The organism is Streptomyces sp. DSM 120436 (genome assembly GCF_055778765.1).
In genome coordinates this window covers 2522149-2536882 of record NZ_JBSKBS010000001.1, presented here as the reverse complement: position 1 = coordinate 2536882, position 14734 = coordinate 2522149, and the positions used below count along the sequence as shown (strand labels likewise).

The 14734-nt window shown below is 73.5% G+C and carries 15 protein-coding genes; 4 read left to right on the top strand and 11 right to left on the bottom strand.

Going from position 1 to position 14734, the window contains the following annotated elements; translation table 11 throughout:
- Positions 1-5: 5 nt before the first annotated feature.
- The 10 genes from ACWH4W_RS11750 to ACWH4W_RS11705 all read right to left on the bottom strand — a co-directional run bounded on the left by ACWH4W_RS11750 (position 6) and on the right by ACWH4W_RS11705 (position 10046).
- Complete coding sequence (locus ACWH4W_RS11750; RefSeq protein WP_473075693.1) at positions 6-1373, bottom strand: bifunctional albaflavenone monooxygenase/terpene synthase; 1368 nt, start codon at positions 1371-1373, stop codon at positions 6-8.
- Complete coding sequence (gene cyc1 / locus ACWH4W_RS11745) at positions 1370-2455, bottom strand: epi-isozizaene synthase (RefSeq protein ID WP_473075692.1); 1086 nt, start codon at positions 2453-2455, stop codon at positions 1370-1372. The genes ACWH4W_RS11750 and cyc1 overlap by 4 nt, the downstream gene beginning before the upstream one ends.
- 249 nt (positions 2456-2704) lie before the next feature.
- On the bottom strand, positions 2705-3355 hold the full coding sequence (def, locus tag ACWH4W_RS11740) for a peptide deformylase (RefSeq protein ID WP_431990971.1): 651 nt from the start codon (positions 3353-3355) through the stop codon (positions 2705-2707).
- A gap of 78 nt (positions 3356-3433) precedes the next feature.
- On the bottom strand, positions 3434-4414 hold the full coding sequence (locus ACWH4W_RS11735; protein ID WP_106416248.1) for a tetratricopeptide repeat protein: 981 nt from the start codon (positions 4412-4414) through the stop codon (positions 3434-3436).
- Positions 4415-4570: 156 nt separating this feature from the next.
- On the bottom strand, positions 4571-5824 hold the full coding sequence (locus ACWH4W_RS11730) for an HD-GYP domain-containing protein (protein ID WP_473075691.1): 1254 nt from the start codon (positions 5822-5824) through the stop codon (positions 4571-4573).
- Positions 5815-7194, bottom strand: a complete 1380-nt coding sequence (locus tag ACWH4W_RS11725; protein ID WP_473075690.1) for an HD-GYP domain-containing protein — start codon at positions 7192-7194, stop codon at positions 5815-5817. Before ACWH4W_RS11725 ends, ACWH4W_RS11730 begins: the two co-directional genes overlap by 10 nt.
- A gap of 138 nt (positions 7195-7332) precedes the next feature.
- Positions 7333-7635 (bottom strand): mycothiol system anti-sigma-R factor, encoded by a 303-nt coding sequence (gene rsrA / locus ACWH4W_RS11720; protein ID WP_473075689.1) that lies wholly within the window; start codon positions 7633-7635, stop codon positions 7333-7335.
- Positions 7632-8318 (bottom strand): RNA polymerase sigma factor SigR, encoded by a 687-nt coding sequence (sigR, locus tag ACWH4W_RS11715; RefSeq protein WP_198602713.1) that lies wholly within the window; start codon positions 8316-8318, stop codon positions 7632-7634. The genes rsrA and sigR overlap by 4 nt, the downstream gene beginning before the upstream one ends.
- Positions 8319-8578: 260 nt before the next feature.
- Positions 8579-9229 (bottom strand): alpha/beta hydrolase family protein, encoded by a 651-nt coding sequence (locus tag ACWH4W_RS11710; protein WP_473075688.1) that lies wholly within the window; start codon positions 9227-9229, stop codon positions 8579-8581.
- Between the two features lies 1 nt (position 9230).
- Positions 9231-10046 carry an SOS response-associated peptidase gene (locus ACWH4W_RS11705; protein WP_473075687.1) on the bottom strand — a complete coding sequence of 272 codons (816 nt, stop codon included), beginning with the start codon at positions 10044-10046 and terminating at the stop codon, positions 9231-9233.
- A gap of 60 nt (positions 10047-10106) precedes the next feature.
- On the opposite strand from ACWH4W_RS11705, the gene ACWH4W_RS11700 reads away from it, so the two are divergent.
- From ACWH4W_RS11700 to ACWH4W_RS11685, 4 genes are all read left to right on the top strand, one after another.
- Entirely contained in the window at positions 10107-10829 is a 723-nt protein-coding gene (locus ACWH4W_RS11700; RefSeq protein WP_473077477.1) for a M50 family metallopeptidase, read from the top strand.
- A gap of 397 nt (positions 10830-11226) precedes the next feature.
- Positions 11227-12543, top strand: a complete 1317-nt coding sequence (gene aroA / locus ACWH4W_RS11695; protein WP_473075686.1) for a 3-phosphoshikimate 1-carboxyvinyltransferase — start codon at positions 11227-11229, stop codon at positions 12541-12543.
- 9 nt (positions 12544-12552) lie between these two features.
- On the top strand, positions 12553-13563 hold the full coding sequence (gene rsgA / locus ACWH4W_RS11690) for a ribosome small subunit-dependent GTPase A (protein WP_473075685.1): 1011 nt from the start codon (positions 12553-12555) through the stop codon (positions 13561-13563).
- 109 nt (positions 13564-13672) lie between these two features.
- Positions 13673-13996, top strand: a complete 324-nt coding sequence (locus ACWH4W_RS11685) for a DMT family transporter (RefSeq protein ID WP_473075684.1) — start codon at positions 13673-13675, stop codon at positions 13994-13996.
- A gap of 27 nt (positions 13997-14023) precedes the next feature.
- Here ACWH4W_RS11685 and ACWH4W_RS11680 read toward each other — a convergent pair whose 3' ends face one another.
- Positions 14024-14635: a TetR/AcrR family transcriptional regulator gene (locus ACWH4W_RS11680; protein ID WP_473075683.1), complete on the bottom strand. Its 612-nt coding sequence runs from the start codon at positions 14633-14635 to the stop codon at positions 14024-14026.
- Positions 14636-14734 lie beyond the last annotated feature (99 nt).

The following is a 14734-nucleotide window of genomic DNA, read 5'->3' as shown; positions in this document are numbered from 1 at the left end:
GCCGGTCAGCGGGGCAGCGCCCGCAGCATCAGCCGGCGGGGCCGCAGCGTGATGCCGATGCGCGGCCGGGCGTCGGAGCCGGCGGCGTGCTCGAAGCGGTACGCGTCGGCGACCACGGCGGTGATGAGCGTGAGCTCCGCCATGGAGAAGTGGTCGCTGGGGCACTTGCGGTTGCCCACGCTGAACGGGCTCATCGCGTACTTGGGCACGTCCTTGGACCGCTCCGGGAGCCAGCGGTCCGGGTCGAAGTCCTCGTTCCGCTCGTACGACCGCCGGTCGCGCTGGATCGCGTACGGGCTGTAGATCAGGTCCGCGCCCTTCGGAATGCGGTAACCGCCGAGTTCCGTGGCGGCGACCGCGCGGCGGGTCAATATCCATACGGCCGGATACAGCCGCAGGGTCTCCGTGACGACATTCGCGGTGTACGTCAGCTTCCGCACGTCCTCGAATGCGACCGGTCGGTCGCCGACGACGGTTTTCACCTCGTCGCGGATCTTGTCGCCGAGTTCCGGGTGCTCGGTGAGGACCAGGAGCAGCGACATGATCGTGGACCCGACGGTTTCGGCGCCGGCGGTCAGGATGGCGAGAACCTGATCGTGGATCTCCTGTTCGCCGATGGGATCGCCATTGTCGTCCTCCGCCTCCAGCAAAGCCGTCAGCAAATCGTTCGGTCTTTGACCGCTCGCCCGTCGGTCGGCGACGATCTCGTCGACCAGGACGTGCAAATCGGCCAGTGCGCGGTTGAATTCCCGATTGGCCGGGAGCGGAACCTTGTAGAGCGGTCCGAGCGGCACCACCATGCGCTGGTACATTCCGGCGAACAGAGTGGTGAGGTCGGCGCATATGCGCTCGGCGCGGGCGTCCATGTAGCTGCCGCGCATGAGGCAGCGGGCGGCGACCCGCACGGCCACGCGGAAGGACTCCGCCGTGACGTCCAGCGCCCCGCCCGCGGTCCGCCAGCGCTCCACCAGCGCCTGGGCCTCCCCGGCCATGATCGGGCCGTAGGCGGGGATCGCGTCGAGCCGGAACGCCGGCTGGATGGTGCGCCGCTGGCGGCGGTGCAGTTTGCCGTTGGCGGTGGCCACGCCCTCCTTGCCGAGCAGGCTCTCCAGCGACTCCCACAGGGGCCCGGCGATGATGTAGTCCGGGCTGAGCGCCACCGCGCCGGTGAGGGCGGGGGTGGTGACGGCGTAGACGGTCTTGGGTCCCAGTTTGAGGCGCACCACGTCGCCGTGGTCGCGGAGCTGGGACAGGAAGGCCAGGGGGTCGCGCGCCAGGCGCCAGCCGTGGCCGAGGAGCGGGACGGCGCCGCCCGCCACGGGCGGCTCGACCGGTGCGGCGGCGTCCCTCGGGCGTACCGACTCGACGGTCATTTCTCACCTTCCGTCGCGTTGCTGACGTACGGGGGCGTGGACCGGTCGTCCCAGCTGTCGACCCGGTACCGGCCGGACTCGTGGTGGAACCAGTAGACGGAGCTGAACCAGTTCCGCATGTTGCCGACGCAGGCGCGCACGGCGGCGCTCGTCTCCTTTCCGCCCACCGTCCCGTCGTCGAGCCGGTCGGCGAACCGTAATGCCTCCTGTTCCGCGTCCATGAATTCGCTGATGCATTCCTCCACGCGGCGCCGCACATCGGCGATCGCCTCTTCGAGAGTCATTCCCTCGTGGGTGACGAGACTGATGCCGAGATTGTGCACCTCGTTTCCGGCGATCTCCTTCGGCAGCGAGCAGAGGTCGTTGTACCAGGCGGCGAATTCCTGGCTGAGCAGTGCCGCTCTCCGGTACGCCGGGTTCTTCCGCACCGCATCCGGGAGTTCGAGACCCGCGCTCGGTTCCAGAAGGTCGGTCCAGATCCGGTGCGCGAAGGTGAGGCGGCGCAGTTCCAGATATTCCTCGACGGTCGGGACGATGCCCTCGGTGCGGTTGTGGAACTCCCGGTCGTACGCGTCGATCACGGTGTGGAAGTGGCGCGCGAAGCGGGCGTTCCAGCCGCCCGGCAGGAAGGCGTAGAGCCGCTGCACGCTGTCGGCGAGGCCCGCGACCACGGGGTCCTGGTGACCGAGGTGGTCGCCGGGGCGGTCGAGGGCGCTGTGCAGCAGGTCCTTCAGCCGGCGCCAGGCGGCGGGACGGCCGTGCACGATGTCGCGGTCGTGCCGGTCGTCCCAGACGAAGAACCAGGCGCTGTAGTCCGCTATCGCCTGGAGGACCTCGTCGGGGGCGCCGATGTAGTAGCCCGCCATGAGGTCCGTGTAGCGCAGGCCGTCGGCGTATTCCTCCACCTTCTCCGGTGTCATGAGCCGCTTTTCGAGCAGCCACGCCCGGGTCTCCCTCTGGAGCTTCGGCCAATACGGGTGGAGTTGCCGGGGAAACGCCGTCTCGATCACCGGGAGGGACAGCGCCGGTGGAACCGCGATGGTGGTCGGTGTCGATGTGGTGCCGTGTGACAAAGCATGCACGAACAATCCCCTCTCAGCCGCCAGTTGAGCGCCCGCCCCTGAGCCGGGCGTACGCCGTGTGTGTCCCCGCACCTCCATTCAGCACCACAAGCGACCGTTCTGGGAACGGATTTGCTTCTTTCACTCCCTTCGGGCGCGCACGGACGCGCACGGACGCGCACCGAGGGGCCCGCACAACGGAACGGCGCCCGTCCGGGATGTGCCGGATCGGGCGCCGTGCGCGCGAGGGGAAGGGGGCCGTGACGGCGGTCAGTCGTTGGCGACCACGGGGTAGCGCGGCTCGTTCTCGGCCATCTGCTTGAGCGCGGCCTTGCGCTCCCGCTTCGACAGCCGGTCGATGTAGAGGTAGCCGTACAGGTGGTCCGTCTCGTGCTGGAGGCAGCGCGCGAAGTAGCCCGTACCGCGTACCCGGATCGGGTTGCCCTTCTCGTCCTGGCCGGTCACCTCGGCGTAGTCGGGGCGGGCCAGCGGCGCGTACGCGGTGGGCACCGACAGGCAGCCCTCGCTGCTGTCGTCCAGCCGGCGCCGCTCGGCGGGCAGTTCGACGAGCTCGGGGTTGCAGACCACGCCGACGTGACGCACGCCCTCGTCGTCCGGGCAGTCGTAGACGAAGACCTTCAGGTCGACACCGATCTGGTTGGCCGCCAGGCCCACGCCCTCGGCGGTGCGCTGGCTGGCGAACATGTCGGCGACCAGCTGCTGGAACTCCTCGCCGAAGTCCGTGACGTCCTTGCACTCCTTGTGCAGCACCGGGTTGCCGACCACGGTGATCGGACGCGACGTGCCGCGCTCCCGCCAGGCCGCCTCGCGCTCCTCGCAGTCCTCCGTGTCGATGACGTACCCCTCGTCGTCGACGGGGAGCACGCCCGCGTGCTGCTGATCGGTGTCCTGCTGAGCCATGACCGACGTGTGCCTTCCTGGGTGAAACCGGAGTGTGCTGCTGATACAGGGTACGGCGAACGGTCCGCGGCCCCGGCCCTAACAGACCTCCTCGAGATCACGCCAGTCCCGGGAGTCCGGGCTGTCCGCGACCCACCCGTCCAGCAGCCCCCGCACCAGCGACGCCGGCGCGGCGAGACCGCACTCGCGCTCCGGCACCCACAACTGCCCGTCGGTACGGTGCCCGAGCGGCCCGGGGTGCCCCGGCTCGCTGTGGTCGTGCGGGTCGAGGTGCTCGCCGTCGCCCTCGTCGGACGGCATCCGCGACTCCGAGCACATGCGGCACAGCAGCCGCACCGACGACGACCAGTCCTCGGCCGCGAACCCGGCGTCGGAGGCGAGCTGTTCCAGCGCGTCCCGGTCGGCCTCGGACGCGGCCTCCAGCAGCACCACCCAGGTCGGCACCGGCGAGGGCGCCCACAACTCGATCTCGTCGAACACCGGGTAGGTGTGCCCGGCGGCGGTGCTCCGCTCGCCGTGCGGCACCCCGTCGTGCAGCACGACCTCGCCCCAGCGCCGCCCGGAGGACGGCAGGGGGATGGACAGCACCTCGATGCGGGCGGGGTCGAGCCGCCGCCCCCACACCACTTCGGCCTCCCCCTCCGGCGACAGCCGTACGGCCGCGCTGCCCAGGTCCATGCCGAGGGGCTCGCCGGAGTCGGTCGCGGGGCCGGGCACCTTCAGCCCGTACGCCTGCCAGGCGCGGCGGGCCAGCGGCCAGTCCTGGAGGGCGGTCGCGGCGATGCCCACGTTCCACCAGTCCGGCGCCCCGGTGTCGCGGTCGAGCAGCGCGACGGCACGCAGTCCCGCCGCGCGCGCCTGCTCCCAGTCGTGCCGGAACTTGTGCAGCAGCGCGAGGTTGAACCAGGACTCCGACAGCCAGGGCTCCAGGTCGGCGGCGCGTGTCAGCAGCGCGCCCGCGTCCTCGTACCGGCCGTCGCCGATGAGCGTGAACGCGCGGTCCGTGGCCTGCCGCCAGGAGGCGGAGGGCCGGTGACGTCCCTTGCCGAAGATCCTCACGATTCCCGCCTGCCCGTTCCGTTCGGTGGGCCGGCCGCAGCGGTCGGCGCCCCCGGACACCCTCTCCTTCGCATCCAACCACGTACGGCCGCGAGGGCGCTCATTACCCATGGGTTACCCAGCACGGCCGGGGACCAGACCGCCTGCTCCGGCTTCTCACCACGACCGATCCACCTGCTCACGCGTCCCCTCCGCGTCCCGGGACAGCACCCTGGCCAGGGCCTCGACGACCTCCGGCGCGTACTCCCCGGCGGCCTCGAGCCGCAGTTCCTCCAGCGCGGTCAGCGGCCCTGTGGGCCCTCCTTCCCGGGACTTCTCGTCGTACGCGTTCACCACCCTGACGATCCGGGCGGCCGGCGGCTGCTCGGTGTACGGGTCGGCCTGGCGTTCGACGATCCCGGCGACCCGGGGGTCCACCCCGGTCTGCCGCACCACCGCGCCGCCGAGGAGCGCGATCCGCCGCTGCTCCTCGGGCGGCAGCCCCGCCGTGGCGCCCGCGGGCACCGGGTCGACGAGGCTGAGCTGTCCGATGTCGTGCATCAGCGCCGCGTACTCCAGCACGGTCAGCTCCGGCTCCGTCAGACCGAGGTCACGGCCCACCGCCTGGCTGAGCGCGGCGACCCGGCGCGCGTGTCCGGGCGGGGTGCACCCGGCGATCTCGGTGGCCCGCGCGAGGGACGCGATGGTCTGCCGGTAGGTGGCGCGCACCGCCGTGTACCGCCGGTGGGAGAGCTGCGCGAGCAGCAGCGGCACGGAGAACACCGGCAGCGCCCACAGGCCCACGACCGCCACGCCCAGCGCCATCACGGCGCCGGTGGCGATGACGGCGGCCCCGATGCCGGGCACGGCCCGCAGTTCGTCGCGCAGCAGCGGCGGGAAGGGCCAGCCGGTGCGGGAGCGGGCCAGCGCGGCGGCGAGCACGGCGTCGCACAGCGCGGTCAGGGTCAGCAGCACGAGCAGCAGCAGCGCGTGTCCCGGCCCGCCGAGGTCGTCGAACGCGCCCCGGGCGTGCAGCGGGTGGAAGCAGACGGCGACGAAGCCGACGGTCAGCACCCGGCGGGTCACCGGGTCGAGGGCGGGTCCGTCGCCGCGTCCGACGTGCGGGACGCTGCCGAGCAGCGACGCGGCGAGCACCACGGTGACGGCCTGGGCGGCGCCGTGCTGGGCGGGCCGCCCCGCGACCTCGCCGAGCAGCGCGTACGCCAGGGAGCCGGCCGCGGCGAGCGGCGCGGCCTCGCGGATCCCCCGGCCGCCCCTCCGGGTGAGCTCGCCGACCGCGACGAGCGTGCCGAAGGCCAGCGCGGTGGAGCGGTCCTCGACGCCGTGGTACAGCGTCGCGCCCAGCGCCCCGGCCGCGAGGACGGCGGCGCACAGATGCACGACGGTGTGCAGCCGGGGCCTCACCGGCACGCCCCGGGGCGGCCGGTGACGGGTGCGGCGGGGCCGGGGACGGCCGCCCGCCGCGGCTCGTCGGCGGTCACCGCCGGGTGCCAGCCGGTGCGGCCGATCGCGCGGACCAGCGCCTGCACCATCCGCGGGTCGAAGTGCGTCCCCGCGCACCGCTGGAGCTCCTCCAGCGCCACGGGCACCGGGCGCGCCCTGCTGTAGCTGCGGGTGGAGGTCATCGCGTCGAAGGCGTCGGCGACCGCGACCACCCGCGCGGACTCCGGGATCTGACCGCCCGCCAGTCCGTACGGGTAACCGGTGCCGTCGATCCGCTCGTGGTGGTGCAGCACGGCCGCGCGGGCCTCGCCGAGGAAGGAGATGCCGCGCACCATCTCGTGCCCGTACTCGGGGTGCAGTTCGATGACCCGGCGTTCCTCGGGGGTGAGCGGGCCGTTCTTGGTGAGCAGCCGGGTGGGCACGCCGAGCTTGCCGACGTCGTGCAGGATGCCCGCGAACCGCAGCGTCTCGACCCGCTCGTCGTCCATGCCGAGCTCGCGCGCGATGAGCATGGAGGCGCGGCCGACGCGCTCGCTGTGCCCGCGCGTGTAGCCGTCCTTGATGTCGACGGCCTGCACCAGCGCGCGGATCGTGGCCTGGTGGGCGGCGCGCTCCCGGTGGTACTGGGCGAACGCCCACCAGGAGACGCCCATCGGCAGCAGCACCAGCAGCGCCGCCACCGGGCCGTACGGGCTGCGCCACAGCAGGGCCATCATCAGTCCGGCGAGGCCGTGCACGGTGAGCGGCGCCAGGGAGCCGAGGAACAGCCGCCACCAGGCGGCCGCGGGACGGCTGCGCGGGAGGCCGCCGGGTGCGGGCGCCGGGACGCCGCCGTCGAGCAGGGTGAGGACGAGGCAGAACGCGAGCACCGCGGCGCCCGCCGTGGCGAGGGCGCCGGGCATGTCGCACCGCGCCACCGCGTCCCGGCCCCCGGTCCTCAGATGGACCAGGCTCGCGGTCCACACGGCGACCACGAGCCGGCCGGTGCGCCACAGCCGGCGCGCGAGGCGGGGACGGTGCTCGACGGGGAGCAGCAGCGCCCCGGGCAGCGCGACGAGGGCGGCGGCGGTGGGCGGCAGCAGGAAGGCCCCGGCGAGCAGCACGGGGTGGAAGGCGCCGCCGGGGTGCGGGCCGGCGACGAGACGGGACCGGGCGAGCCGCTCGCATCCCGCGTACAGGGCGGCGAGCAGGACGACCGGCCACCAGGGGAGGCGCGGGCCCGGCAGGGACGACAGCACTCCCGGCCAGGACACACCCGGCAGGGGAAGCAGACAGAGCAGAGCGAGCAGGGTGACGCCGACGAGATACACCCGGGCCCGCGCCGGTAACGCCTCCATGAGCCCCTCCCCCGACCGTGCCGCGCGCGTCCTTCACGTCGCCCGCCGGCTTCTGGAGCCTAGGACGGGCCGGGGCGCCGCGGCGGGGGGACCGCCCGCGGATTAGCACCATCGGGTGACGCGGCCCTTGGGGAGGGGTCAGGACTCCTGCGGAGCGGCCGTGACGTCCTGCTCGGGCACGGCCTGGCCGGAGCGGATCAGCTCGATCCGGCCCATGACCTTCGACCGCAGGTCGCCCGGCACGTCGTCCTGCCCGCAACACCGCTTGACGAGCTTCTTGACCGCCTGCTCCAGCCCGTACTTCTCCAGGCAGGGCGAGCACTCCTCGAAGTGGTGCTCGAACTTCCGGCAGTCGGCATCCGGCATCTCACGGTCGAGGAACTCGTAGAGATGACCGAGGATCTCGCTGCAATCCGTCTCGTGCGGCTCTCCGCAGCTCATGACCCCGAGCCTTTCGCTTCGTTCGACTCTCCGGCACCGGCCGGGACCAGTCCGCGCTCACGCGCGTAGTCCTCGAGCATGCCGCGCAGCTGACGACGTCCCCGGTGAAGACGGGACATCACCGTACCGATGGGTGTCCCCATGATGTCGGCGATCTCCTTGTAGGCAAAGCCCTCCACATCGGCGAGGTACACCGCGATGCGGAACTCCTCCGGGATCGCCTGCAGGGCTTCCTTCACGTCCGAGTCCGGCAGGTGGTCCAGCGCCTGCGACTCGGCGGAGCGCAGACCCGTGGACATGTGGGACTCGGCGCGCGCGAGCTGCCAGTCCTCGATCTCCTCGGCACCGCTGCGCTGGGGCTCGCGCTGCTTCTTGCGGTACGAGTTGATGAAGGTGTTGGTGAGGATCCGGTAGAGCCATGCCTTGAGGTTGGTGCCCTCGCGGAACTGGTGGAAGGACCCGTACGCCTTGGCGTACGTCTCCTGCACCAGGTCCTCGGCGTCGGCCGGGTTGCGCGTCATGCGCAGGGCGGCCGAGTACATCTGGTCGAGGAACTCGAGCGCGTCCCGTTCGAAGCGCGCGCTGCGCTCCGCGGCCGATTCCGCGCCCGTGCCGCCCCGGCCCTGGGGCTGCTCCGCCTGGCCGTGTTCGGTCCCTGCGTCGGTACCGGGAACCGGACCCACCTCCTCAAGTGTCGTCGTGAGACCGAGACCGGCCTCACCCGAATCGGAGGATAGACGACGATCCGGTCCGCCCGCCGCCCGGATCGGGACGGTCCTGGCCGCGTGCAGCACCGTCCAGTCGAGGTCGGCGCGGGCACTGCGGCTCGGGCAGAACGTGGAACCCATGCGGTGGACTTCCTCTCCTACGACGGCGGCGCCGTGCGACCGGCACGTACGCTCCCCACAACAGCGGGGGACGGTCCACGCATTCCCGGCACCGCTCAGCCGAGGGCCGCGGTCCACCGCACGACCGCGTCCGTGATCACCCGCAACGCCTCCTCCTGGGTGAGGTCCGCCCGCCCGGGCACCGCGAAGCCGTGGTCGGCCCGCGCCACCTCGACCAGTTCGTGGTCGCCCTCGGGGAACTCGGCCGGTTTCCCGAAGGGGTCGTTGCCGCCCTGGACGACGAGCGTGGGGACGCCCGCGCCCAGCAGCTCCTGCGCGCGGGACTTCTCCGGCCTGCCCGGCGGGTGCAGCGGGAAGCTCAGCGCGAGCACGGCACGGGCGCCCAGGTCCGCCGCGGTGCGGCAGGCGACGCGGGCGCCGGCGCTGCGTCCGCCGGAGATCACCGGCAGGCCCGGCTCCGTCAGCGCGGGCCAGACGCCGCGCCAGCCGGTGTCCAGGGTCTTCGGCGCCGGGGCGACCTTCCTGCCGGCCACCCGCCAGGGCTGTTCGACGAGGGCGACGGTGACGCCGTGCGCGGGCAGGACGGCGGCGAGCGCGGCGAGGTCGCGGGCCTCGATGCCGCCGCCCGCGCCGTGGCCCGCCGCGAGGACGAGACGGGCGCGGCCGGGGGCGTGGTGCCAGGTGACGCGGGCGGTGCCGGCGTCGGTGAGGACGTCCTGGGTGCGCGGGGTGGTGTCGGTGGTCACGTCAGAAGAGTGTGCCCTCTTCCGGGGCGGCCAGCTCCTCCAGCAGCTCCGGGCCGTTGTTGCGGACGTTGCTGACGGTGGTGGCGACCGGATAGGCGCGCATCAGGCCGGGCGCCGGCGGGGCGAGCAGCGCGCGCAGGTCCTCGGGGTCGGTCCGGGCCGGGTCGAGCCAGGCGTCCCAGCGGTCCGGGGTGAGCATCAGCGGCATGCGCGGGTGGATCTCGGCCAGGGAGCGCGGGCCTTCCGCCGGGGCCACGGCCAGCGGGCTCGTCTCCGCCTCGGTGGTGATCACGGAGCAGGTCGCCCACCAGGCCTGCGGGTGGTCGTCGGGCAGCGTGCGGTCGCGCCAGAACTCGTACAGTCCGGCCATCGCGAAGACCGAGCCGTCGGCCGGGGTCACGAAGTAGGGCTGCTTGCGGGGCCGCTTCTTCTTCCCCTCGACCTCCAGCTCGCGCTCCTGCTTGCCGGTGACCCACTCGTAGTAGCCGTCGGCGGGGAGGATGCAGCGGCGGGAGGCGAAGGCGCGGCGGTAGGACGGCTTCTCGTGGACGGTCTCCGCGCGGGCGTTGATCATCCGGGCGGCGCCCTCGGGGGTCTTGGACCACGAGGGCACCAGTCCCCACTTGAGGGTGCGGAGCTGCCGAACCGGGCGGGGGTCGTCCGCGTCCTTCAGAGGGCGGTCGAGGACGGCGTGGACCTTCTTGGTCGGCGCCACGTTGTAATCGGGTTCCAGGGTCTCCTCGGGCTCCCACTTCTCGACCCCGAAGATCCCGGCGAGCTCCTCGGGCCTGCGACTCGCTGCATACCGTCCGCACATACATGCAACACTGCCAGACTCCGCACGCGCACAGGGAGCGATCCGAAACACATGACGAGCATGGTCAGCACCGCGTCCGCCTCCCTCGCCTCCCTCTGGGACGAGGTCTCGGGCACCCAGCCCGACCCCGACCTGTGGGTGGTCGTCGCGACGCTGGTGACGGCCGCCGCCGTGGTCGTGCCCCAGGCGCCCTGGCGGGTGGCGCGCAACGCCGTCACCATCGCCCACGAGGGCGGGCACGGCCTGGTGGCGCTGCTCACCGGCCGCACGCTGACGGGGATACGCCTGCACTCGGACACCAGCGGCCTGACCGTGAGCCGGGGCAAGCCGACCGGCATCGGCATGATCCTCACGGCCGCCGCCGGCTACACCGCTCCCCCGCTGCTGGGCCTGGGCGGCGCCGCGCTGCTCGGCACGGGGCGCATCACGCTGCTGCTGTGGCTGGCCACCGCACTGCTGCTGGCGGTGCTGGTGATGATCCGCAACGCCTACGGGGCGGTGTCGGTGCTGGTCACCGGGAGCACGTTCGTGCTGGTGTCGTGGCTGACGGGCCCGCAGGTGCAGGCGGCGTTCGCGTACGCCGTGGTGTGGTTCCTGCTGCTGGGCGGGGTGCGCCCGGCGTTCGAGCTGCAGGCCAAGCGGCGCCGCGGGGGCGCCGGGGACTCGGACGCGGACCAGCTCTCCCGGCTGACGCATGTGCCGGCGGGGCTGTGGCTGTTCCTGTTCCACGCGGTGTCGCTGTGCTCCCTGCTCGGCGGAGGGCGCTGGCTGCTGGGGCTGTGACCGGGCGGGCGGCGAGGCCCCCGACCGGGTGAGGCACCTGACCCGACCGGCAGCGGAAACCACCGGCCGGGACGGGACGCCCGACCGGACGAGACCCGCGACCAGACCGGGCGGACGGCGAGGCCCCGGCCGGGCGGGGCGCCCGACCGCACCGGTGACCGGTGCCTTCCGCCGGGCCGGAAGCGTACGGAGGCCCACGATCACGCCGGGCTCCGGCCGGGCAGGGCACCCGCCCGCACCGCCGGCTGGAACCCTCCACCAGGCTGGGGCGCACGGAAGCCCGCGCTCGCGCCGGGGCGCGCGGCCGGCCGGGCGGGCGGCGGGGGCCACCGGCCGGCGTGTTCCGCCCGGCGGGCACGGAACGGCCTGTCTCCCCGCCTCCTTATAAAGTGGCCCCATGGCCCCGAACCCCACGCACACCGCCCTCTGGCCCGCCCCGCACGCGAGCGGAGCCGTCGACGCGACGGTCCACGTGCCCGGGTCCAAGTCGGTCACCAACCGCGCCCTCGTGCTCGCCGCCCTCGCCTCCGAGCCGGGCTGGCTGCGCCGCCCGCTGCGCTCGCGCGACACGCTGCTGATGGCGGGCGCGCTGCGCGCCATGGGCGTGGAGATCGAGGAGGGGATCGGTCCCGACGGGACGGGCGAGGCCTGGCGGGTGGTGCCGGCCGGTCTGCACGGCCCGGCCACCGTGGACGTGGGCAACGCGGGCACGGTGATGCGGTTCCTGCCGCCGGTGGCCACCCTCGCGGACGGCCCCGTGCGCTTCGACGGCGACCCGCGGTCCCACGAGCGTCCCCTGAACGGCGTCATCGACGCGCTCCGCCGGCTGGGCGCCCGGATCGACGACGACGACCGGGGCGCGCTGCCGATGACGGTGCACGGCGGGGGCGCGCTGGACGGCGGCACGGTCGAGGTGGACGCGTCGTCCTCGTCGCAGTTCGTCAGCGCGCTGCTGCTGTCGGCGCCGCGCTTCAACCAGGGCGTGGAGGTGCGGCACACCGGCGCGACGCTGCCGTCGGTGCCGCACATCCGGATGACCGTCGACATGCTCCGCGCGGTCGGGGCCCAGGTCGACACCCCCGAGTCGGGCGGCGAGCCGAACGTCTGGCGGGTCACCCCGGGCGCCCTGCTCGGCCGGGACCTGACGATCGAGCCGGACCTGTCCAACGCGCAGCCGTTCCTGGCGGCCGCGCTGGTCACCGGCGGCAAGGTGGTGATCCCCGACTGGCCCGCGCGGACCACCCAGCCCGGCGACCGGCTGCGGGAGATCTTCACCGAGATGGGCGGTTCCTGCGAGCTGACCGAGTACGGGCTGGTCTTCACCGGCTCCGGGGCGGTGCACGGCATCGACGTGGACCTCGGCGAGGTGGGCGAGCTGACGCCGGGCGTCGCGGCCGTCGCGGCCCTCGCGGACTCCCCGTCGACGCTGCGGGGCGTGGCGCATCTGCGGCTGCACGAGACGGACCGGCTGGCCGCGCTCACCAAGGAGATCAACGAGCTGGGCGGCGACGTCACCGAGACGGCCGACGGCCTGCACATCCGCCCCCGACGGCTGCACGGCGGGGTCTTCCACACCTACGAGGACCACCGCATGGCCACCGCCGGTGCGATCATCGGCCTGGCGGTCGAGGGCGTGCAGATCGAGAACGTGGCGACCACGGCGAAGACCCTGCCGGACTTCCCCGAGCTGTGGACCGGGATGCTCGGGGCGTAGGGGTTCACGATGCGCCGCTACGGCAAGCACACCGACGAGGACGACATCCGCTCCCGCCCCAACCGCAGGGGCAACCGGCCGCGCACCCACATCAGGCCCAAGCACGAGGACGCCGCCGAGGGCCTGGTCCTCACGGTCGACCGGGGCCGGCTGACCTGCCTCGTCGAGGACCGCGTCGTGACCGCGATGAAGGCCCGCGAGCTGGGCCGCAAGGCCGCCGTGGTGGGCGACCGGGTGGCCCTGGTGGGCGACCTGTCCGGGAGGAAGGACACCCTCGCCCGGATCGTGCGGATCGAGGAGCGCTCGTCGGTGCTGCGCCGCACCGCCGACGACGACGACCCCTACGAGCGGGTGGTCGTCGCCAACGCCGACCAGCTCGCCGTGGTCACCGCTCTCGCCGACCCCGAGCCCCGGCCGCGGCTGATCGACCGCTGCCTGGTCGCCGCCTACGACGGCGGCCTGGAACCGCTGCTGGTGCTCACCAAGTCCGATCTCGCCCCGCCCGACAAGCTGCTGGAGCTCTACGGCGACCTGGACATCCCCTACGTCGTCACCAGCCGCGCGGAGCTGGAGAGCGGCGCGGCGGTGGAGCGGGTGCGCGAGCAGCTCGACGGCCGGATCACGGCGTTCGTGGGCCACTCGGGGGTCGGCAAGACGACCCTCGTCAACGCGCTGGTCCCGGAGGAGCGGCGGCGCTCCACCGGCCACGTCAACGCGGTGACCGGGCGGGGGCGCCACACCACGACGTCCGCGCTGGCGCTGCCGCTCGCGGGCGCCGAGGGCTGGGTGATCGACACGCCGGGCGTGCGGTCGTTCGGGCTGGCCCACGTCGACCCGTCGCGGGTCATCCACGCCTTCCCCGACCTGGAGTCGGGCACGGAGGGCTGTCCGCGCGCGTGCAGCCACGACGAACCGGACTGCGCGCTGGACGACTGGGTGACGGAGGGCCACGCGGACCCGGCGCGGCTGTACTCGCTGCGGCGGCTGCTCGCCTCGCGGGAGCGCACCGACGGGGACTGACCCGCGTCGCGTTCGCCCCGACCCGCAGCCGGTAAGTGCATAATCACACCGAGCCTGACACGAACCGGACGAAGCGGTCACTGTACGCGGGGCATGCGGGAGGACACACATGGCGTGGCTGCTGGTCATCGTCGCCGGGTTGCTCGAGACCGGTTTCGCCGTGTGCCTGAAGCTGTCGCACGGCTTCACCCGGCTGTGGCCGACCATCGCCTTCTGCGCGTTCGCCCTCGGCAGCTTCGGCTTGCTGACGCTGGCGCTGAAGAAGCTGGACGTGGGGCCGGCGTACGCGGTGTGGACGGGCATCGGGGCGACGGGGACGGCCGTCTACGGGATGGTGTTCCTCGGGGACCTGGTGTCCACCCTGAAGATCGTCTCCATCACCCTGGTGATCCTCGGGGTGATCGGGCTCCAGCTCTCGGGCTCGGCCCACTGAGCCGCTCCCCCTCCGTACGGCTGCTCGCTACGGCACCGGCTGCCGGTGCAGGGCGCCCCTGACCAGTCCGGCCACGCCGTCGTCGGGCGGGGGCGCGACCACGCAGGACAGGGCGAGGCGGATCACCAGCTCGCAGGAGCGGGCCAGGTCGGCGGTGTCGCCCCGGGCGTGCCCCGGCCCGGCGAGCACGGCGACGGCCCGGTCGCGGACCAGGTGCACGAAGTCGGCGGGCGCGGGCAGCGGCCCGTCGGCGCGGCGCTGCGCGGGCTCCGGGGAGCCGGACGGGACGGCCCCGGGGACGGGCGCGGGCAGACGTTCGCCCCAGCAGCCGGTGAGCATGGCCCGCACCAGGGCGTTCTCGCGGGCGCTCAGCATGGTCCACTCGGCGGTCGCGGTGAGGCGGTCGCGGGGGTCGGCGTGGGCGGTGAGGGCCCGGTCGACGCCGGCCAGGTAGCCGTCGGCCTCCCGGCGGACCAGGGCACGGGCGAGACCGTCCTTGCTGCCGAACTCGTTGTAGAGCGTCTGGCGGGAGACCCCGGCCGCGGCGGCCACGTCCACCATGCGCACGGCGGACCACGGACGGCGGGCCAGGGCGGCGTGAGCGGCGTCCAGCAGAGATTCCCGCGCTGCAGGCATCATCGCCTCCCTCGGGGCGAGCGGCCGACCCTGCGGTCAGGTTTGACGGGCCTCCGGGCGCTGTCAAGGGGTCGCGGAACCGGGCCCCGGTGGCCCGGGACC

Bases quoted from the DNA above. Each gene is read 5' to 3' on its own strand.
- ACWH4W_RS11750 (WP_473075693.1), bottom strand. From the start codon at position 1,373: ATGACCGTCGAGTCGGTACGCCCGAGGGACGCCGCCGCACCGGTCGAG.
- def (WP_431990971.1), bottom strand. From the start codon at position 3,355: ATGGCTCAGCAGGACACCGATCAGCAGCACGCGGGCGTGCTCCCCGTC.
- ACWH4W_RS11725 (WP_473075690.1), bottom strand. From the start codon at position 7,194: ATGGAGGCGTTACCGGCGCGGGCCCGGGTGTATCTCGTCGGCGTCACC.
- rsrA (WP_473075689.1), bottom strand. From the start codon at position 7,635: ATGAGCTGCGGAGAGCCGCACGAGACGGATTGCAGCGAGATCCTCGGT.
- ACWH4W_RS11705 (WP_473075687.1), bottom strand. From the start codon at position 10,046: ATGTGCGGACGGTATGCAGCGAGTCGCAGGCCCGAGGAGCTCGCCGGG.
- ACWH4W_RS11700 (WP_473077477.1), top strand. From the start codon at position 10,107: ATGGTCAGCACCGCGTCCGCCTCCCTCGCCTCCCTCTGGGACGAGGTC.
- aroA (WP_473075686.1), top strand. From the start codon at position 11,227: ATGGCCCCGAACCCCACGCACACCGCCCTCTGGCCCGCCCCGCACGCG.
- rsgA (WP_473075685.1), top strand. From the start codon at position 12,553: ATGCGCCGCTACGGCAAGCACACCGACGAGGACGACATCCGCTCCCGC.
- ACWH4W_RS11685 (WP_473075684.1), top strand. From the start codon at position 13,673: ATGGCGTGGCTGCTGGTCATCGTCGCCGGGTTGCTCGAGACCGGTTTC.
- ACWH4W_RS11680 (WP_473075683.1), bottom strand. From the start codon at position 14,635: ATGATGCCTGCAGCGCGGGAATCTCTGCTGGACGCCGCTCACGCCGCC.